The organism is Streptomyces mayonensis, from assembly GCF_018982965.1.
GTDB lineage: Bacteria > Actinomycetota > Actinomycetes > Streptomycetales > Streptomycetaceae > Streptomyces > Streptomyces mayonensis.
The window spans coordinates 1-20,587 of the sequence record NZ_JACBYP010000047.1; the positions used below are offsets into that span (position 1 = coordinate 1).

At 66.2% G+C, this 20,587-nt stretch carries 12 protein-coding genes and 1 pseudogene; 4 read left to right on the forward strand and 9 right to left on the reverse strand.

What is annotated here, in order from left to right; translation table 11 throughout:
- Nucleotides 1–131 precede the first annotated feature (131 nt).
- The 4 genes from HZS56_RS19135 to HZS56_RS19150 all read right to left on the reverse strand — a co-directional run bounded on the left by HZS56_RS19135 (nt 132) and on the right by HZS56_RS19150 (nt 3,772).
- Nucleotides 132–1,511 carry an SCO6881 family protein gene (locus HZS56_RS19135; RefSeq protein ID WP_216721930.1) on the reverse strand — a complete coding sequence of 460 codons (1,380 nt, stop codon included), beginning with the start codon at nt 1,509–1,511 and terminating at the stop codon, nt 132–134.
- A gap of 34 nt (nt 1,512–1,545) precedes the next feature.
- Nucleotides 1,546–2,229 (reverse strand): hypothetical protein, encoded by a 684-nt coding sequence (locus HZS56_RS19140; RefSeq protein ID WP_216721931.1) that lies wholly within the window; start codon nt 2,227–2,229, stop codon nt 1,546–1,548.
- Entirely contained in the window at nt 2,229–2,528 is a 300-nt protein-coding gene (locus tag HZS56_RS19145; protein ID WP_216721970.1) for a DUF6112 family protein, read from the reverse strand. The genes HZS56_RS19140 and HZS56_RS19145 overlap by 1 nt, the downstream gene beginning before the upstream one ends.
- 86 nt (nt 2,529–2,614) lie before the next feature.
- The gene (locus tag HZS56_RS19150) at nt 2,615–3,772 is read right to left on the reverse strand and encodes a C40 family peptidase (RefSeq protein ID WP_216721932.1); all 1,158 of its coding nucleotides are present in this window, start codon (nt 3,770–3,772) and stop codon (nt 2,615–2,617) included.
- A gap of 624 nt (nt 3,773–4,396) precedes the next feature.
- On the opposite strand from HZS56_RS19150, the gene HZS56_RS19155 reads away from it, so the two are divergent.
- Entirely contained in the window at nt 4,397–5,146 is a 750-nt protein-coding gene (locus HZS56_RS19155; protein ID WP_216721933.1) for a DNA-methyltransferase, read from the forward strand.
- A 91-nt stretch (nt 5,147–5,237) separates the two neighbouring features.
- Here HZS56_RS19155 and HZS56_RS19160 read toward each other — a convergent pair whose 3' ends face one another.
- On the reverse strand, nt 5,238–6,158 hold the full coding sequence (locus HZS56_RS19160; RefSeq protein ID WP_216721934.1) for a DUF5655 domain-containing protein: 921 nt from the start codon (nt 6,156–6,158) through the stop codon (nt 5,238–5,240).
- Nucleotides 6,159–7,079: 921 nt separating this feature from the next.
- On the opposite strand from HZS56_RS19160, the gene HZS56_RS19165 reads away from it, so the two are divergent.
- Nucleotides 7,080–7,565, forward strand: a complete 486-nt coding sequence (locus tag HZS56_RS19165) for a CU044_2847 family protein (protein ID WP_216721935.1) — start codon at nt 7,080–7,082, stop codon at nt 7,563–7,565.
- Nucleotides 7,566–7,590: 25 nt separating this feature from the next.
- Entirely contained in the window at nt 7,591–12,291 is a 4,701-nt protein-coding gene (locus HZS56_RS19170; protein ID WP_216721936.1) for an NACHT domain-containing protein, read from the forward strand.
- Between the two features lie 340 nt (nt 12,292–12,631).
- Here the strand turns inward: HZS56_RS19170 and HZS56_RS19175 are convergent, their stop codons facing one another.
- The 4 genes and pseudogenes from HZS56_RS19175 to HZS56_RS39095 form a co-directional block, all read right to left on the reverse strand.
- The gene (locus HZS56_RS19175) at nt 12,632–14,734 is read right to left on the reverse strand and encodes a hypothetical protein (RefSeq protein WP_216721937.1); all 2,103 of its coding nucleotides are present in this window, start codon (nt 14,732–14,734) and stop codon (nt 12,632–12,634) included.
- A 37-nt stretch (nt 14,735–14,771) separates the two neighbouring features.
- A complete protein-coding gene (locus HZS56_RS19180; protein ID WP_216721938.1) occupies nt 14,772–16,745 on the reverse strand; it encodes a hypothetical protein in 1,974 nt (657 codons plus the stop codon).
- Nucleotides 16,746–16,763: 18 nt separating this feature from the next.
- Entirely contained in the window at nt 16,764–17,456 is a 693-nt protein-coding gene (locus HZS56_RS19185) for a hypothetical protein (protein WP_216721939.1), read from the reverse strand.
- A 739-nt stretch (nt 17,457–18,195) separates the two neighbouring features.
- A pseudogene (locus tag HZS56_RS39095) lies at nt 18,196–18,327 on the reverse strand (MFS transporter); the annotation flags it as partial.
- 186 nt (nt 18,328–18,513) lie between these two features.
- On the opposite strand from HZS56_RS39095, the gene HZS56_RS19190 reads away from it, so the two are divergent.
- Nucleotides 18,514–20,583, forward strand: a complete 2,070-nt coding sequence (locus HZS56_RS19190; protein ID WP_216721940.1) for a phosphocholine-specific phospholipase C — start codon at nt 18,514–18,516, stop codon at nt 20,581–20,583.
- The last annotated feature ends 4 nt before the right edge of the window (nt 20,584–20,587 follow it).

The following is a 20,587-nucleotide window of genomic DNA, read 5'->3' on the forward strand; positions in this document are numbered from 1 at the left end:
GGCGCGTCTGCCCGCTGGGGGTGGGGGGCGCGGCACCCCGCGGGGGGCGGGGGGGGGGCGGGGGGGGGGGGGGCGGCGCGGGGGGGGGGGCGGGGGGGGGCGGGGGGGGGGGCCCCCACGTCCACTGCGGGCTAGGAGCCAGGTCCATTCGGGGGCGAGGGGTAGACCCAGCTCTGCGGTGTGGCGTCTCCCTGCGGCGCGGGCCCGCTGGACCGTGGCGCTGGCGGGTCCTCGTGCAGGACCCGGGATGGAGCGACGGACGCACGCGGGGGAGTGGGGGCGGAGGCGGCCGGGGCTGTGCCTGCGGCTGCCTGGCCGGGGCGTTGGATGAGGGGGACACCGCGGTCGCCGTCGGTCTGGGGGCGGCGTATCAGGGCCTGGCCCTTGTCGCCGGTGGCGTTCGAGTCCTCACCGAAACGGAAGTGGGTCTGCTTCGGCTGGGCGTCGCCGCTCGAGCCACCACTCGAGCCACCGGTCGGGTCGATCCCGGGGTCCGCCCCGCCCGCCCCTTGGCCCGGCACATTCGTCGGCCCCTGCGGTGCGGGCGCCCCCGTGCCGGCCTGCATGGCGAGCTGGCCCGCCGTCTTCGCCGCGCCCGCCGCGACCGCCACACCCGCCACCCCGGTGCGGTGCAGGTCGTCGTGGCCGCCGCCGTCGGCCGCCCAGTGCACGAACTTGTACGTGGCGTACGGGCACAGCAGCACGAGCACCATGACGACCATGCCCGCGAGCGCATCGGAGAGGGCGCCGAGCCCGTCGCTGGCGTGCGTCTTGCCCACGGCGGACACACCGAGCAGGAACACGATGGTCATCAGCAGCTTGGAGACGATCAGCGTGCTGGTGGCCTCGATCCAACCGCGCCGCCAACGGCGGGCGACCTCCCAGCCGCCGCCCGCCCCGGCGAACACCGCGAGCGAGACGAGGACCAGGACGCCGACCTTGCGGGCGATCATGACCGCCCAGTACATGAACGCCCCCACGGCGCAGCTGAGTGCGATGAAAGCGGGAGTTCCCCAGCCCAGCCCGAACATCGCACCCAACTCATTGACCCTGATGATGCGGCGCACCGCTTCAACGGCCGAGGTGTTCGCGGCCTGGAACAGGCCCGCGCTGAGCGCGTCGACCACGGTGATCAACACGGTGGTGCAAGCGATAGCGGCGAACGCGAACAGGACGCCGACCACGGTGCCGTAGACGGCCTGGGCGAGCGCACGCTCGTCGCGGCGCCAGGCAGCCCGGGTGAGCTGCAGGCAGAACGTGCCCACGGACAGCACGAGCCCGATGGGCAACAGCAGTTCGTAGTTGTGCCGGAACCATTCGGCATTCAGGTCGATGGCCGTGGTCTGGTCCACGGCCTTGGTCGCCAAGTCCGCAGCAGCCTGGGCCATTTCGCCCATCGACTTGGCGATCCAGGCGCCGATGCCGTCCGTGACGGCCTCGCCCGTGGCGCCGGCGACACCGCCCACGGTGTCGCACACCGTGTTCATCAGGGGAAGGTCACACGCCCCCATGAGGGCACCTCCTTTTCGGAGTTGAGGGCCGTGATCACGGCGAGGTGTTCGGCAGGGTCCCGACCAGCGCGCAGTCGTGGTGCGGGCGGCACTGGACGGCGAGGGTGGTGGAGCGGGACTCGGCTCCGGCGCCGGCGCCCTTCCAGGTGATGGACTGCTTGCCGGAGACCGTGACGGCGTAGACGTACGCGTCGGTGATCGCGCCGGGGTCCTGGCGCAGGGCACTCTTGAAGGCCTGCGGAAAGTGGCCCTCGCCGATGGAGGCGTCGGCGTGCTGGCGGTTGTCGTGCATCCGCGACCACAGCACCGGGCTGGGCACCTGCGCGGCGACCGACCTCCAGTCGGCGACCTTGTCCTCGTCGGTCATCCACCGCTTGAGAGCGGCGAGTTGCTGAGCATGGGAGTAGGTGCGGGTGTCGTAGCTCCACAGGGCCCTGGTGGCGGCCTTGGCGAAGGTCACCGGATCGCGTGTCCGCGGCGGCTCGGTCACCGCCGAACCGGAATCCGGCTTGGGGGACGACGCGCTGGCTGATGCGGACGATGGGCGCGGCGCCGCCTTTGGCGCGGACGGAGATTCGGCGCGGGTCAGGTAGGCGGCCAGGCCGGCGACGGCCAGCAGCACTGCGAGCACGGCACCCCCGATGGCCGCGCGACGGCCCACCGACGACGGTCCCCGCCAGAGCCGCTCACCAGCGGACGCGGGAAGCTTCTTCGGCATCAGTGGACCTGCGTCCCCATCGCCGAGAAGAAGGCGACGATGCCGTTGGCGGCGCCCAGCAGCAGCGCGCATCCGGCGGCCACCACGGTGCCCTTCTTGCCGGTGGCCTCGGCCTGGTGACCGCCGCTGTGGTGACCCCAGGCCCATACGATCGCGGAGATCGCGAGGGCGCCGACCACGGCGATGATGCCGAACAGGTTGATGCTGCTGATGACCTTCTTCAGGACGTCGAGGCCGGGCAGGCCTCCCTCGCTCGGAGTGACGCCGGGGTTGTAGGCCAGGATCTGGGCGTGCTGCATGAGCTTCACTGGGACTCCAGGGTCAGATGTTGGGCGCGGGCACGCGAAGGCCCGGAAGTGGTGGAGAGGAGAGGGAGGGGCGCTGGTCAGACGATCCGGCGGGCAGCCAGCACGTCCGGGCGCCAGTCGGCCAGGGCCGAAATCTTGAGCACGTCGCCGGTGTGCGGGGCTTGCAGCACCAGGCCGTCACCGATGAACATGCCGACGTGCTCCGGCACTTCGGCCGTCCCCTCGGTGAAGAGCAGGTCACCGGGCTCGAGGGCATCCACGCTGACCTCCTTGCCCTCCTTGACCTGCGTGTACGTGGTCCGCGAGAGCGAGATGCCACCCGCCTTGTACGACGCCTGCATCAGGGACGAGCAGTCACAGCGCCCCATCGGGTCCTGGCCGCGCGGATCACTGCACTGGCCGCCCCACTGGTACGACGTGCCCAGCTGTCCCAGACCCCAACGGATGGCCGTGCGCACCGACTTCGGGGCAACGGCCGGGATCTTGTAGCCCTCGGGTACAGACCCGGCCGGGATGGCACCGAACTTGGTCCCGTCGTCACCGGTGCCGCACTTGGCAGACTCGGCGGACAGCGCCTCCGCAGGGGCGCCCGCCGTGTCCGCGCCTGCGGTCCTTGCGGAACCGGAACTCGATGGTGTCGACAGCGACGAGGCGATGGCCTGCTGCAGGGCCCTCGCCAGTGGCTCCCACTTGGCGTACGCCTCGGAGAACCCGCTCTGCTGCACCGCCTGCGCGGCTTGCGTGACCGTCATGGACTGCCACCCCGGAACCTTGAGCAGGGCCTCGTAGAACTTCGTCGAGGCATGGACTGGGTCGCGTACTTGTGCTGCCGTTCCCCAGCCCTTGCTGGGACGCTGCTGGAACAGGCCGAGGGAATCTCGATCCCCGTAGTCGAGGTTGCGAAGTCCCGATTCCTGCAGAGACGTTGCGAGCGCGATCACCTGCCCCCCAGGCGGAATCTTCATGGCAGCCGCAGTGGCCAGGATGGTTTTGGCGCTTGGGATCTGCTCGGCGGGATCGTCGAGCCCTGGGACCGAAACCGAATCCCGTCCGTGTCCCGCAAGGGCCGAATTCACCTGCTTGGCCACGGCTGCAGGGTTCACCCCCTGCGCGTCGCCCGGTGAACAAGTGGCAGCCTGCGAGGACTCGGCGCCCGCGAGCGCTATGCCCAGCGGCGCGACCAGCAGGAGTGGAGCGAGCGCCACGGCGCCGACTATGACAGGGGCCGTCTTCACGGCTGAGGCCCCGGGGGTGGGGCGCAAGCTGAAAAGGACAATGCCGGAGACAACTGCGCGGGGACATGCTGCATCAGCAACTCCTAACTCGTAGGCGGCGCAGTGCGGGCGTTCTCGTCGAAGGCCACCCAGACCGAGCCGGTCAGAACAATGCAAGTCCGAGAATCGGGGCGGGGGTCACAGACGCGCGGGATCGGCCAGATCCCGCGCGCCCGAACCATCCCAGGGGAAGAACGGCAGCCAGCCGCCCTCTTAATCTCAGAGACCACATGACAATCAACTCCCCGCCAATCGTGCTTGATTTCGAGGCGCTGCAAGGACGCCCGCTGCGTCTTGCGGGACACATCGGCACAGTTCAACTGGGTTGCAGCGCAGCCGCGTCCGTCGAACATGGCGAGACTGTATGAACGAATTCCGTCCGCACCAAACGCATCCAAATTGAGGGAGCAGTTCTTCGTGAGTGGGGACAGTAGTAGTTAGGTACGGCCGGATCGCGCGGTTAATCTCCCGCTGGTCCCCGCCCGGTAGATCTATTCGCACCTCTATGTGCGACATGGGCGGTCCCGCGCGGCCGCGGATGAATATCGGTCGCGTACGGCCCCTGCGAACAGAGAGAACCGCGCAATGTCATACACCCTGCATCGAGGCGACGCGCTCACGTCCCTCGCCGGCATTCCCGACAACAGCGTCGACGCCGTCATCACCGACCCGCCCTACAACAGCGGAGGCCGTACCAGCGGCGAACGCACCGGCCGCAGCGCCCGCGCCAAATACACCTCCGCCGACGCCGACCACGACCTCGCCAACTTCCCCGGCGAAAACCGGGACCAGCGCTCCTACGGGTTCTGGCTCACCCTCCTGCTCACTGAGTCCTACCGGGCCACCGTCGAGTCCGGCACCGCCCTCGTCTTCACCGACTGGCGGCAACTGCCCACCACCACGGATGCGTTGCAGGCCGCTGGATGGACATGGCGAGGCATCGCCTCGTGGCACAAGCCGGTCTCCCGCCCGCAGAAGGGCCGCCTGAAGCAGTCCTGTGAGTACATCGTCTGGGGCACCAAGGGGCCGGTCGACGCCAGCCGCAATCCTGTCTATCTACCCGGCCTCTACACGGCGAGCCAGCCCCGAAAGGGCCGTGTCCATATCACCCAGAAGCCCGTCGAGGTCATGCGGGAACTGGTGAAGATCTGCCCGCCCGGCGGCACTGTCCTTGACCCGTTTGCCGGCTCCGGAACCACCGGCGTCGCCGCCCTGATCGAGGGCCGACAGTTCATCGGCGTCGAGCTGTCCGGCCACTACGCCGACATCGCCGAGCAGCGGCTGCGCGATGCACTGACCCAGGACGCCTTCGAACTTGCTGGGCCCGAGAAGTGAGAACGAGACGAACCATGCATGGGGGGCGAAGCACGAGATGGGCTGTTGCTCCACCGTCTGGCTGGAGCAACAGCCCATCCTTGTAGTCGAGTTACGCGGCATCGACGCTGCATCGAATGAGGTCAGCGGCGCGGTCGAGATCCTGCCGAGTGGTGATCCGAACCTCGACAACGTGCTTTCCTTGCAGCCCGAGGTTTCCGCGCCCCTTCAAGTCCCGGGTGAAGCCTTCCTGCAGAGCCACGGTGCTGGGATCGAGGCGCAGGCTAACTACAAGCGCGCCTCGCCGAGGCTGGATACGTACCGTGGCGATGTTCTTGAAGCGCCGGTATGCGAAGTAGTGCATCTGCGGCTCCATCTGCACGTCGCGATGCGACAGCAAGAGCTCATCGAGATCGGCGTACAGCTCGCGCAACGCTGTGGGCGATTCGTCGAGAAACTGCTGGACCGACTTCGATGCCGCTGAAGCCGCTCGTACTGGCGACGTGCTCTTGCTGCGCGTCGTGAGCCGGGCGCCTCCAGCAGCCGAGACGAGCTGCAGCGCCACTGCATCGCCGAAGACCCGGTACGTCACGAGATCGATCCGGTGCGGGATCATCTCGACTGCCACCATCTCGTGATGCGTGAAGGCGCCGGCGACGCACACGATTCGTGGAGCACTCCAGTCGACTGTGTCGGCGGCTTCGTTGCCGAGCTTGTCTCGTACCAGGTTCTCGAACTCGTAGTGGTGGTCCTGGAGCCAGCACAGATAGGAGAGGGCTTGGACGACGATCGCTTCGTCCCGGGTTCGCTTGTACTCCACGATGACCGGCGTGCCGTTCTCATCTAGACCAAGTGAATCGATCCGGCCGCCATGGCGCCCAGTACGGTACTCAGTGGCCAGGAACCAGATCCCGAGCATCGTCTCCATGTTGGCCTCGACGAGCCTCTGCAGCTCGACCTCCATGCTGACGGTCTCCCCGGGTACTTCGGTGACGTGCTGGCCTCTGACCTTGAAGACCTTCAGGTTGCTCATCTCATTCCCCCCGACGTACCTGACCTTCGTACGTGATCAATCGAGTCGAGGGGGCCTGTATTCCTCCCAAGGAGGCGGCAACAGCGACGGTTCGGGCGCTCGCGCACAAGCCGGAGGAGGTGATGCGGTTGGCGAGGTATTTGACCGGTTCGCGAGGACGGGGCCACCGGTACTGCGACGCTGGCGGAGGAGAGGGTGGTCGTTCTTGAGTGTCCGGGCGGTCGCAGCAAGTGCAGATCGAGCAGTCCGTCAGTTCGTAATCGCTGCCACATCGCATGGCCTCGCTTCGCTGTCGTGGGCGCGGATCATTCGTTTCCTCCAGGAAAGCCCGTAATGAGATCGGCACAGTTGCCTCGGCGAAGCATCGGCGGTTACTGATCCGTGCTCGCGCCGTCCAGCTGTGGCGGGTCCGCTTCACATTCGGCGCAGCGCCGATGCTGCGGTTGGGTGGATACAAACCTTGGGTGCCTCGTCGAGGACGTGCTGAACTGACTCCGGGGTGGGGAGCCCGCACGGGCCGGCCAAGCAGTCTTGCGTTGCGCAGGCTCCGGGAGCCCCGACTTCGGTGATTGAGCTTCCAGCGCACCGGAATCACCGAAGTCCCGTGGGTGCGGGGATGACCCCGACCCTTTCGGCCGCGGCGGCGACGAACAAGCAGTCTCCACGCGTCCGCGAGCACGCTCCCTCGTCTGTGGATCCGACCGGCACGGTCGCTTGTGCCTTACCTGGGGTACGGGGAACGGTCCCTACTTGTAGCGTGCTGCCCCGAGGGCTGGACTGCCTCGGAAAATCGAAGCCCGCAACGATCTGATCAGGGGGACTCGCCTTCAGAGACCCCCACGCCGCATCGAGGAACGGCATCAGTGCTCTCCGGATTGGTGCCTCCCCGTTCATGCGCCACTGCAAGTGGCCGCTATTCTCATGACGATTCAGGCAATCGATTCACTGACGTACGGGGGTGGGACCGTGTCCCAGTTTGTGGACTTTGAGTTCGAGGATGGCACTTCGGCCATGGTCCAGATCTTGCCTGTTGACGGAAGCGACCGGGATGGGCCCGCTGACAGTCAGTGGGAAGATGATGTGCCCGTCGGGCCGGTCGGTGCGGGGACCCGTGTAATCCAGCGGTCGGGACAGATGCTTCATGACGCCTTCGCCCCGCTCGCGCCGATTTTGTCGGGTATCCATGCCCGAGCGCGGGAGATGCCGCATGCCCCGGACGAGCTATCCATCGCGTTCGGTGTGAAGCTCACTGCGGGGTTGAAGATGGCAGTGGTCAGTGGTGGCGAGGCCAGCTTCACCGTAACCGCCACGTGGAACACCCCCCAAGCGCAGAGCGCATCCGCCAGCCCTGCCAGCGCGACGCAGTCTGCAGAGCCAGCCGTAGCAGCCGGGGAGCCGCGGAACTGATGCGCGCTCGGGGAGTCCGTTGGTGATGGAAGCCGACGACCCGCTCTGGGGTGCGTTCGTAACCGTGCTGGCGAGCGACGGACGGGTGGTCGGCGGTGGTGTGTATACGCACTGCGGGGACCCCGCCCGCGCGACCCTTTTGACATGCGCTCATGTCATCAACTTAGCCGTAGGCCGAGACGAGTTCACCGCAGAGCCCCCGGGCCCGGCCGAGGTAACCTTGTCGTTTCCGGCGGCCCCGGCTGACCAGGTCACAGCGACGGTCAGCCGATGGTGGCCGGCCACGAGCCTCTCCCAGTCGGGGGCCCCGCCAGTGCGCGGACGCGACGGTCGCTGGCTGGCTGATTTCGCTGAACTCCAGCCCGTGACAACACTTCCGGCCGAGCTGCGGCCGGTCCCGTTGGCGGTAGCGGACCTGGGCGACGAATTGTGGGCCTGGCGCGGCAACGCAGACCCGCGCACCATTGTGCGTCTTGGCGTCAACGGGGCGGCAGGCGAGTGGTTGGTCCTCGAAGCTCCGCCGACCGGGTTCGCGGTCCAACCAGGCTATAGCGGAACCCCGTTGTGGCACCGCCAACGCGCCGCAGTGGTCGGCCTCATGGTCAGCGCGCACGAACGTGTCCCATACAACAGCATGACCACGGCCGTTCCCATCCGGCAAAGCTACGGCATCCGCGGCGACGTGCTCCGCGAACGGCTATTCGGCACCCAGGCCACCCGAAGCCGCCTCGGTGCAGGCATCTGGGCTTTGCTGAAGACTCAGCAGCAAGCAGCCGGGGCGTTCCCCTACCGGTCCGTAGGGCTGCATCGTGACGACCTTACCCAGGTCTACGTGCGTCAGCAGCTCTCCGCCGACGAGAATGCGCAAGGCCGCTCGCACACGATGGAGGAGGCCGCCGAAGCCGAGGAGGACGATCGACCGCCCCACACCGTGGAGGCCTTCCTCGCCCGCTTTCGGCACGTCCTGATCGTCGGGCCGCCGGGTACTGGAAAGTCCACGCTCACGCAGCAGTTGGCAGCCGAACTCGTATGCGTCCCGGGCCTACGCGGTGGGGAGACTTCACGGCTGGTCCCGATCCGTGTGTCAGCCCGGGATCTCGCTGATCGCCCCGAAGAAGAGCTCAGTGCGGCGGTCTCCGCTGCCGCACGCGCTGCCCTCTCCACCCGCCTCCATATCGACATCGGCGCGGACATATGCGTGGGCCCCGCAGACACTCTGGAGTGGCTGATCATTATCGACGGCCTCGACGAAGTAGCAGACACGGCCGCACGTGCGGAACTGTCCGATCGACTGCACAGGTTCATGGACCTCGAATCCAAACACCGGTTGCTGCTCACTACACGTCAGCTTCCTTCGCGCGAGCATGCTCGTTGGGAGGCCCGCGACGACCTCGGCCGATGCGAGATCGAGCCGTTCGAGCGCGGCCAGCGCCGTGACTTCGTCCATCGCTGGTTTCGCGACCAACCCGACCGCGCCGAAGACTTCCTCGCACAGATCACTACGGCCCGGCTGGAGGACGTGGTGTCGATCCCACTCCTTGCCACTGTCGCGGCCATCGTTTTCGAGGAGCAATCCGGACAGCCGCTGCCGCAGACTGCCTTTGCTCTCTACCAGCGCTTCGTATCGCATCTGTACGAATCACGACTGGCACAGCTGACAGCCAATCTCCGGGCACGGCTGTCTGGTTGGGCGGAAGCCGATCAGGTCATGCAACACCTGATCACTAGCCGGATCGACCTGCTCGAACACTGCGCGCAGACTTGGTTGCACGGTGAGGAAATCCTGCCCGTCGCACTGCAATGGCTTCGAGAGGCGGGATCCCAGCCCTACCCTCAGCCCACCGACTGGCCTGATGTCGTCGCTACTGTCCTGACCTCGACCGGACTGGTAGCTCACGACGGCACCGGCCTCACCTTCGTGCACCGCAGCTTCGCCGAGCATCTGGCGGCAGCAGGCGCTGCGCGGCGACTCCCTGCCCGGTTCGATGCAGATAACCCCAAGTGGTGGCACACGCTCCGGGGCGCACTGGCCGGTGGACGACAAGACCACGAAACGGTGCTGCACCGCGCACTACTCTCCGACACAGGAGACTTGCTGGACTGGTTGCTCGCCGGCGACGACCAAGCCCGTGAGCTCGGCGCCCGACTGATCTTCGAGGGAGCGCCTAGCACGGAGATCCACCACGAAGTACTGGCCGAGACCCTCAGCTACTGGAGCGCACGGACGAGGGTCACGGGGCCGAACCAGTTGGTGCGGGTACTCGACGCCATTCACTTCGCTCCTGCCGCTGTGGTGGAGGTCCTTATAGGTCTACTGGACGCCTCACGTCACCCCTTGGATCTCCGTGATGCCGCCATCCGCGCGCTCCTGCGCGCAGGCGCCGAAACGCATGAAGCGGTGCGCGCGTTGATTTCGATCGTCGACGAGCGCGCCCTCACCGGCATGCAGCGAGTGCGCGCGGCAGAGATGCTCATGGACCTCGGCCCCGAGGCTCGTTCCGCAGCACGATCCGGCCTCGCGCGCATCTCAATCGAGCATGACTGGGTTCTCTCCGACGTCCGCACCAGGGCGGCCAAACTTGCCGAAGAGATCGACGCGACGAACCTGACCGCAAACGATCTGGTGCACAGTATCGGCACCGACGTCCACAGATCCGGCGCATGGACCCGTTCGACGCTGGTACCCCGACAGGACCTGCCCCCCTGGCCTGTCGGCCCTGCTGACCTGCCAGCCCTCGACTACACACCGGTTGGCCTGGAGGAGTTCGCACTCCTGGAAGCCTACGAAACGGTGTCGCTTGAGGACGGACCCGCTGAGCCGTCCAGTGAAGAAGGCGGCCCGCATGCACACACCCTGCCCCCGCAGGCGCGGGCTGCCCTCGGGCTGCCCAAGTCGGGCCCGCTCGATCCTGCAGCGACGGCCCAGGCTATCTACACCGCCCTGGGGACGGTCTTCTTCGTGCCCCCCAAGCTAAGGACATCCCCTGGGGGTGAAGCCCGAAACTCGGATCAGGATCCAGGAACGAAAGACGCTCCGTCAGGGCTCGACGTCACCGACCAGCAGTGGGACGCTGTAGCCCGCTGGCTGTGTGCGCACCCAGAGTTGCATCTACCGGGTAGAACGGATACGTCCCTCAGCGTCGGTGAGATCGTCGCTTCAGCCACGCCCGGTCGGATCCATGCCCTTGCTGCGTCACTCATCCATGGATCGTCCAGCTCTCAAAAGGCCTGCGCCCTGCTAGCACGCCAGATCCTTGGCCCGGCCCCCACAACATCCCTGCATCTGCTGCGTATCACCGCTGAGAACGCCCAGCGGCCTGTCGACCATGTCATCGCCGAGCCCGTGATTGACGCGATCTGTACCCAGCTCCGCGGCAAGCAGTTCTGGCTGTCAAACGCCTACGCACAGACCGCCCGTGCCATCGGGAGCGAATTGTTCGCGACTCATCTGCTTGGATCAAGATCTGCCGACCCGAGCGGGGTCGTTCGAGCCCTGCTGGCACTAGACAGCAAGTACGTCCCCGCCGCCATCCGCTTTCTCGCCTCCAAAGCGCGCGACCCTCTCTGCGACCTGTCGCAGTGGTGCGCCGCAGTGCGAATGCTTAGGCGACTGCCCGAAGCCGTATCGCCATTGATCCGACTGGTGCGAGACGTCATCGAAGTAACTCACGAACCCGAGGACGTTCTGGAACTGTGCCGGCTATTGATCGACTACTCAGCTTTCGATGTGGCCACCCAGCACCTGCTAGATCTTGGATGGGACTCGTCCGTCGCGCCTGAACAACGACGCACCGCAGTCGAACTTCTGCCGCGTGGCGAGGGCTGTGAAGACGCAGCTGACCAAGCGCATGCGGTCATCCAAGAACTGACCACCCTCGCATCACCGGTGGAACGCGTCGCCTTGGCCGAGACCCTGCGCACTCTCGACCCCCGGGGGAGCCAGCTGGCGACCACGCTCCTCTTCTCCACTCTGGACGATGCCACCGTGCCGCCTGCCACCCGTCGAACGGCCCTCAACCTTCTCGCGGCCCTGGGGCCCGAAGTCCGTCGTCGCTTGGCGCACGACCTCGAGAAGCTCTACGCAGGGCCTACAGACTCTGACGCCCAGCGGCTGACGGTCCTGCGGAGCACGTCCCAGTGGGGTCCGGATCTCCATCGCGCAGCTCAGGGGATATGGGAACGACAGATACGCCGCCGAGCCGGGATGGAACGCGTCGCCATGGCTGCGGAGCTCCATAAGTGGGGGTGGATCAGCGAACTTCGATCGTCGCGTCTACTCAGCCGCATCGCCCGCTCAAGGGACGAAGAGGCACAAGTGCGTGCTGCCGCCGCCCACTTCTTGATGCGACACGACGGATCTGGGGTCCACTCTGCCGGAGAGGTACTGCTCCAGCTCGTGCGCGAGAGCCTCATCGCGCCTGGCCTGGCTCTCCAGGCGACCCGAGATCTAGCCGTCGCAGGCGGCTTGGTGGATGCACGGCGAATGCTGCGCCAACTGATCTTCGACATCAACGTCGCAGAAAACTATCGTTACAAGGCAGCCACCAGTCTTCTCATGGTCGACCTCACCGGCACGCCGGATACGTTGACGGCCCTCCGCTTCATGGTCCGCGATGCATCCTTGAGTAGGCGCACACGCGATTGGGCAACCTTTGCCCTTGACTACTCCCTCAAGGGAGTCCACATCCCAGACGGCACGCTTCCAACCTCCTGGGCTGGAAGCTAAGTCACTAATCTTGCTGTCGGCCTTGGGGGCGGCTCCTCTGGAGTAACGGCCATGAATAAGCGGTGAGCCTCTAGCAGACGGCTGGCTGACAAGTACGGAGGACGCCTCCCAGGAACAGGCGTCCTCGCGCTGCGCTGCTGCGGTGCATGCCAACACCCGGCCGGTGCAGGGGGTCCTATGGCGTTCGCGGGGGGACCACCCTTTCGGATGGCTACGGTTCCGCTCTGGCCGTCCAATCAGCGTATCGACGAGTGCACGCTACAAACCACTTGGTGGCGAGGAAGCGGCAGCTTCGGTGTTGAAGTCGGTGGATACTTCTGACGCGCTAAACTCAGGGGTACTACGAGAAGTCGCTCGGGGTGTACCGATTGCCCGTGACGACGCCTGCCACCACGGCGCGGTCGGCTCGGGCGCCTGGAGGTTGGTGTTTTGCCACCCACACCAGCTCATCGACCCGGAGCGACCCCAGTTTCATTTTCTCGGTGAGGTCGAGGACGATCAGCTGACCGAACGGGACGTTCGTGTTGCTGTACTCGGCGGCTTGCGCCAAGTACTTCCCCTCTAGGTAGGGCCGCTCGTTGCTTGTGTCGTTCTTCTTCAGCTCGGTCAAGTATTGGCGCGAACCGAAGTGAACGAGCACGTCGGCTCGCCCTATTGCCCGGTTGATCGGCTCTACCTGGATGAGGCTGCTGATTTGGCCGCTGATGAGCCAGTAGTAGAAGTGTTGCTGCAAGTCGCTCTCCACCGGTACGAGATCGCCGTCCTTCTTGTCGAACCGGCGACGATAGTCCCGGATCTTGATCCGCTTGCCCGTCGTGTCGTATCGGCCCTCGCCGAACGCAGTGGCGGTATCGAGGTCGGCAGCGGCCTTGAGGAACAGCAGCGTCTGCTCGACAAGCACGCTGAAGGTCCTGCGAGTCTCGCCCGTGAAGTCTGGGAATGTGTCCAGCTCTTCCAGGAGGCGGTTGAGTAGAGGCACGACGACCGGATCGGAATGACGAAGCCGGGCGAGGTCCTCATCGTAGGCCAGTCCATCAATCGCCTTGAGCTCGTCGTCGGTGATCTTTGCAGCGAGATCGGTGGTGAAGGTGAGGCCAAACTTCTTTACGGCTGTGGGGGCGAATCTGTGTGCCCGTTCCGCTTCAGCCTCGCTTGTTGCGTCCTCACCGGAGTTGCCGGTAGCTTCCGTCCCATGCTCGCGCCGAGCGACTGACGGGCGGGAGGTCAATTGCTGATCTACGCGTTGCAGCAACTGAGACGCCGTCTTGTGGTCGAAACTGCGGCCCGGATGCTGATCAGGTTCTGCGACAGCGCGGCGTAGCTGCGCCAGGAGAGCTTGCTGCCGCAGAAATGACTCCTCGATGGCAGGCTCAACAAGCACCGCTACCCCGTCACCATCGTGTGAGCCGATGGGACAGACCGTGCGGGCTGACTGGTAGGCGCTGAGTACGTGATCCAACGCCTCCCACGGCGCCATCCACACATCGTCCTGGAGGCATTCGGCTGCCCGTCGCAGCTGAAGGACTAGGCGTTCCCACGCCACGTCAGCCGCGATCTGTGGTTTCAGCCATGCTGGCTGATGCATGCCCCAGTTCCACGCACGGTGTTGTTCCAGAACTGCTGCCAAGCGATCAGCCGCTTCAACGAGTTGCGTGGGCTGCCTTGCTGTAAAGGCAAGCAGCGCGTCGCATACTGCAGCGTAAGACTGTGCGTCATGGCGGGCTTCCTGTGCCGCGTCGGCTGCGTTGAACCATGACCGGGCGGATTCGAGGTGGCCGCTGGCTTCTGCCAGCGACCGTGAGGTCACGGCGGACCGGAGGTTGTCGTAACCGAGTTCCACGAAGGCGTCGACGTTGCTCGCTTCAACGTCGGCAAGCCGCCGCAGAAAACCGCGAAGCGTCTCGGTGATTGCCTGCTCGTCATTGGACCAGCGATCCAGACTCAGTCCGATAATGCGTGGGAGCCTTTCCACGAAGTCCTCAGGGGCGTTGCAGTCGTCAAGGTCTTCCAGTGCACCCCACACTTTGAGCGGGCTGACTGCGTTGGACACCGCCAGCCGGATCGCTCCCTCCAATCGCGCTGCGGCCACCAGCGGTTGGGAGCTCACCAGTTCTTCGAGATTCCCCAGTAGAGCGCTGTTGAGCGGTTTGGCCAGTGCCCTCGTGGTTTCGAGGCTGCTGAACAGCGTTTCGAGCGCCGCAGTCGTGTGCAGGAAGCTGTATTGCCTGGCAAACCCGGCCGGGAACTTGGACGCTGCAGCATGCCAGTTTTGTTCTGCATGCTCGAAGGCATGAGAAACCGCTTCGGCCAAGAGGGGGGCGTGAGGGCCGGCAGCGACATCCGCGATCTCGGCGAGTACGAGGTCGTGGGGGAGGGCAACGCTGGGGAAACTAATCTCTTGGCCCGTAGCCGCCAGGTCGCTCAACCGTTCAGCGAGCTGCATCGTGCCCTCCTCTCTCCCGTTCATCAGCATGGGGCCTTCACCACAATGGGCGGCCCTCGGGGGCTTCCACGACATGATCGTCGTGTAGCACGTCATGAGCCAGCCCCGCGTCCGCGGTTGTTATCAGGACCTGAAGGTTGTCCTCCTGCGCCAGGGCGGCCAGTTCCTGAACCAGCTTGTGCGCGTCCAGGTCCTGGACCTCCTCGGCTTTAGGGCTGTCGATCATCAGCAGGCCTGGGTGAGTTGAAATGCCATGTGCGGCACCGACGCGGAGCAGGGCTATCACCACGGCGATGCGCAGGCGGAGCCGCTCGCCGGCGCTCTGTTTACTGAAGGAATCCGCGACGCCTCCGTCCTTGACGACCTTCAGCTGGGCAGCACGATTGATCTCCACCTTCTCCAAGGAGTCGATGCCGAAGCGGCGTCCGAGCTGGACGATCTGCTCGTTGACGTCCCGGAAGAGCCTCTCTGCCGCGACTGTGCTGTCCGCGCTCAGGACCTCAGTGGCTGCCTTGAGGATCTTGATTGTTGTTCTTTCGACGGGATCGTCAGCGATCTCGGGTGGTATGGGAGGCAGTACCGACAGGGCTCCTTCGAGCCGCAGCACGGATTCCCGCGCTGCCAGGCGCTCCGGGAGTTGCGTCACGGACTGAGCCCGCCGTAGCCGATCTTCGATGGTCTCGAGGGCTTGAGTGAGCCGAGCGAGTGCTGTCTCGGCTTCCTCCAGAGCTTCGTGTGCGGTCGTCTCCGCCTCTTGGGCATCACCTAGCCGTTGCTGCGCCTCGGATGTGACCTCTTCGGGGGTCAGGTCTTCGCCCGTGACCGGACGGGCGCAGACAGCGCATTCGTGGTTGTTCCGTTCTTGCATGCGTCGGTCCTCGGCGATGGACTGGTCGCACCGCGGGCAGGCCTGAGGGTCCAGGCCGTGGAACAGAAGCCGCGCCGTGACGCTTTCGGTCACGTCGTTGAGAATCTTCTCCTCGCGCTGCCTCTGAAGCCGGGCCCGGCGGTGCACGCGCATGAGCTCTTCCCAGGTGTCCTGGGCGTCGGCCACTTCGCGTGCAAGCCGGGCAGCCTCCGCGGCCAGTTCCGAGAGGGACTCACCCGGTTCTACGGATGGCAGGGCCGTCAGCTGGCTACGTGCGACCGCCAGGTCGGCTTCCACCTTTTCGCGTTCTGCCTTGCGGGCCTGGAACGCACCCTCAGCATCGGTGCGTCGCCGTTTGGCCGATGCATCCCTGAGGTCGTGGGCGGTCTTGACTCGGGTCAGGGTCGCAGCTGCTGGCAGGTCCAAGAACACTTGGAGTAGCCGGCCGGGCAGGCCACCCATCGTCTGGTCCCCCAGCAGCACTTTGTCTCCGCCGGCCGGCACGTAGATGGCTCCGTAGTACGAGGGCCAGCCATGGGTTTGAGTGCTGGTCTGCTTGACGCTATTGAGTAGCGGCTGGAGGTCGAGCCGGTCGAGCATGAAGGCTTGGGCCTGCTCCGCGAAGCTGGCCGAGCTGCTCGCGCGGAGGATCGGGGTCACCTCGTGGGCCGGGTCTGGCTCACGAAGCGTGCCGAGGGCATTGATGTCCGGCGCGGTGAGCAAGACCCCCGAATTGATCTCACCCTCCGTGACGTTCAGGCGGAAGCCTACCGGCTGTCCCGCCACCAGGGCGTCGAGGTCGAGTTCACGGATCCACTGGCGCACGCCCGCCTGCAGGTCCCGTGGAGTCCCACGCAGACACCAGGTGATCAGCTCGAGGACGCTGGTCTTACCCTTCAGGTTGGAGGCGACTAGGGCAGTCAGTCCGCCCGTGAAGTGAAAAGTGGTGTCGAAGGGGCCGGGTTCCGGTGTTCCGATGCGCACACCGGCTATGCGGAGCCGGTGTAGCCGGATTCCTCGTGGCCGGGCAGGCGTGAGGGTGAGCGGAAGTCCGTAGGTACCGAAGACGTCTCTGACGTTCTCCGCCGGCACCTTCGCGGCCGTCGCAATTCTTGTCTCAAGGTCTTCTTCGGCGTCGTTCATGGCTCCCCCGCCTCGTCGTCATCCGTGGTCTGAGCTTTGGGCTCGTAACTCGGAGAGCCGGGCTCTGGCTCGGGTGCTCACCGAACCGATGCGCGATCCCCGAGCCGCCTCGGCGTACTCCCTCTGCAGGTACTGACGCTTCTTCAAGTCCGTTCCGCCCAGGCCGTCTGCCAGCGCTACGACGAGTTCAACCCGCTTGACGTAGTAGCTGAATTCCGGCGCGTCGTGAACGATCTGCGCGGCAACCTGCGCACCGGCGGGCATGAGGTAGTAGTCGTGCTGGCGCACACGGCTGACGTTCCCCCGGCGCTTTCGGACCAGGAGACCTGCGCTCCGCAGGACTGCGAGCGCGTCATCGAGAGGCTCGTAGGCTCCAAAATGGTGTCGCAGCATCGGGTAGCGGCGTACTTCCGGCTCTTCAGAGTCCAGGATCTTGCCCGCCCATTCCAGCAGGCCCGGTTCGCGGCTTCTCTCGTAGTCGGTGAGCAGCTCGTCAGCCAGATAGTCAGGGTTTCTCAACCAGAAGTCGAGCTTCTGCAGCCTTACCTGTGTGCGGACTACCCCGACCGCGTCCGTGAGGCTGGGGTCCGCCAAGTCCAGTTCGTTGGGCCGCTCGCCTGCCCCGTGAATCAGTAGCAGAAGACGCACCGCGTCCTGCTCACGGCTCGTAACGGGATCCTCGGATTCATTCGGTGCCAGCTGATTTCCCACTGATCAAGAATATCGAGCCGATGCCTTCCCAGTAAGCCCTGTTCTTACGGGAGCAACAGCCGCCTACCGGAAGGGACGGTCCCGCATCATCCGTGGGGCGTGCGAAGGGGGCATCCTGGCTGCTTGCAGTGATGGAGCCTTCTCAGCCGCTGGGCAGGGCGATCATCACAGGTCGGGCCTTGTGGGAGGGGGTGCGACTGGGCTGATCGGCTGTTGCCTCGTCGAGCCAGGACGAGCCGCAGTAGTCCAGCGAGGGTGGGCCCGGGTCACGTGGATGCAGGCGAGGCGCTCCTCGGTGTCATCGATCGGGAGGAAGGAGGAGGCCCAACAGGCTATGGGAAATCGACGGGAGCGGGCTCGGCTCGCGGCGAGTTCTTCTATGACTGGAACGCTGGACTTCACGGCCTTTGAGGTCGTGAGCCGCGGAGGCTGTGGGTTTTGTTCGGATCGAGCGGCTCGTCGTGTTCGCCTACCGGATCGACCGGTGGGCCAATGCCGCATGAAGCAGCGTCTCCAGGGCGAAGCGGCTGGCTGCCCATGAGCTGTGCCCTGTACTCGTGGCGAGGGCTCAGCCAGTGGTCGGCCTGAACCCCGAGCTGATGGGGTGTCACGAAAGTCAGCCAGTGGTCAGCATTGAGACTGTCAGAGGTGGTCAAACTTTGCGGCAGACGCAGATTGCCCACCGTGCAAGAGTGTGTTCTGACCTGCAAGATTGCTGGTGCCGGGCCTCGTCGTATGCTGTCCCCGCGCCCGTATAAGAGAACCAGTCGTACCACTCGACGGCGTTGCCCACCGAGGCGGCGAGGAGCTGGCGTACGGGCCGTCGGCCGGGCGGTGCGTCCGTGTGCATGCCTGTCATGATCGCGACCATCCCCGGGTGGGAGGTGCGGCACACCCCGCGTACCCGTGACTTTCACACCAGCGCCATCGGACCCTTCCCTCTCGTTCGCTGCTCCTGGAACACTCCTTGCGCGCGCAATCCGTCAACATCCGGCAACGTCATCATCCGGCACCGTCCGGCCGGTTGGTCCCCCAAGGCGAGAGGTCCGTCACTCCCATGGCCGAAGTCAACCGGCGCAGGTTCTTCCAACTCGCGGGTGCCACCGCCGCGTTCAGTGCACTGTCCGCGAGCATCGAGCGGGCCGCGGCGCTGCCCGCGAACCACCGCTCGGGGACGATCGAGGACGTCGAGCACATCGTCGTCCTGATGCAGGAGAACCGCTCCTTCGATCACTACTTCGGCAGGCTGCGCGGCGTCCGCGGCTTCGGCGACCCGCACCCGGTGCGCCTGGACGACGGCAGGTCCGTGTGGCACCAGCGCACGGCCGACGGCACCGAGGTGCTGCCGTTCCACCCCGAGGCCGACGACCTCGGCATGCAGTTCCTGGAGGGCCTGCCGCACGGCTGGCCCGACGGCCAGGACGCCTACCACAACGGCAAGTACGACCGCTGGCTGCCCGCCAAGGGCACCACCACCATGGCCTACCTGACCCGCGAGGACATCCCCTTCCACTACGCGCTCGCCGACACCTTCACCGTCTGCGACGCCTACCACTGCTCCTTCATCGGCTCCACCGACCCCAACCGCTACTACCTGTGGTCGGGTCACACGGGCAACGACGGCGCCGGCGGCGGCCCGGTCCTCGGCAACGACGAACTCGGCTACGACTGGACGACGTACCCCGAGCGGCTCCAGGAGGCCGGGGTCTCCTGGAAGATCTACCAGGACGTCGGCGACGGCCTGGACGCGGCCGGCGGCTGGGGCTGGATCGACGACGCCTACCGCGGCAACTACGGCGACAACTCCCTGCTGTACTTCAACAAGTACCGCGACGCGAAGCCCGGCGACCCGCTGTACGACAAGGCCCGCACCGGCACCGACGCGAGGAGGGGCGAGGGCTACTTCGACCGGCTCCGCGCGGACGTCGGGGCGGGGCGGTTGCCGCAGATCTCCTGGATAGCCTCCCCGGAGGCGTTCTCCGAGCACTCCAACTGGCCCTCGAACTACGGGGCCTGGTACATCTCCCAGGTCCTGGACGCACTCACCTCCAACCCGGCGGTGTGGGCGAAGACCGCCCTGTTCATCACCTATGACGAGAACGACGGGTTCTTCGACCACCTGGTGCCCCCGCTGCCGCCCAAGTCCGCCGCGCAGGGCCGGTCCACCGTGGACGTCTCCCTCGACGTCTTCGGAGGCAGCGGCAGTCACCGCGAGGGCTTCTACGGGCTGGGCCCGCGCGTGCCCATGCTGGTCGTCTCGCCCTGGAGCAAGGGTGGCTACGTCTGCTCCGAGACCCTCGACCACACCTCGGTCGTCCGCTTCATGGAACGCCGCTTCGGCGTGCGCGAGCCCCAGATCTCACCCTGGCGGCGCGCCATCTGCGGCGACCTGACCAGCGCCTTCGACTTCTCGCGCAAGGACAGCCGCCCGGCCCGCCTGCCGGACACCGACGCCTACGAGCCGCAGGACCGCGAACGCCACCCCGACTACCGGCCCACCCCGCCCGCGGACCCCGGCATGCCCCGTCAGGAACGCGGACTGCGCCCCGCGCGCCCCCTGCGCTACGCCCCGCACGTGGACGGTGCCGCGGACCCGGACGCCGGGACGTTCACGCTCACCTTCGCCTCGGGCCCGAAGGCGGGTGCCGCCTTCCTCGTCACCTCCGGCAACCGCACCGACGGCCCCTGGACCTACACCACCGAGGCCGCCAAGAGCATCGCGGACACCTGGAACGCGGCGTACTCGGACGACGCGTACGACCTGACCGTGCACGGCCCGAACGGTTTCCTGCGCACCTTCCGCGGTGCCCGTGCGGCCGGCTCCGGGGCCGCCGCCGGGCCCGAGGCCACCGCCCGGGACTCCGGTGGCGACCTCCGGCTGACCCTGGTCAACAACGGCACCCGTACGGTCCGCCTCCGGGTCGAGAACGCCTACGGCGGCCGCGGCAGGACCTTCACCGTGCGCCCCGGAGCCACCGTCCGCCACACCGTCGACCTCGCGGGCAGCCGGCGCTGGTACGACCTGACCGTCACCTCGGAGTCCGACCCGGCGTTCCTGCGGCGCTTCGCCGGACACGTGGAGAACGGACGGCCCGGCGTGAGCGACCCGGCGATCGTCACGGACTGACACG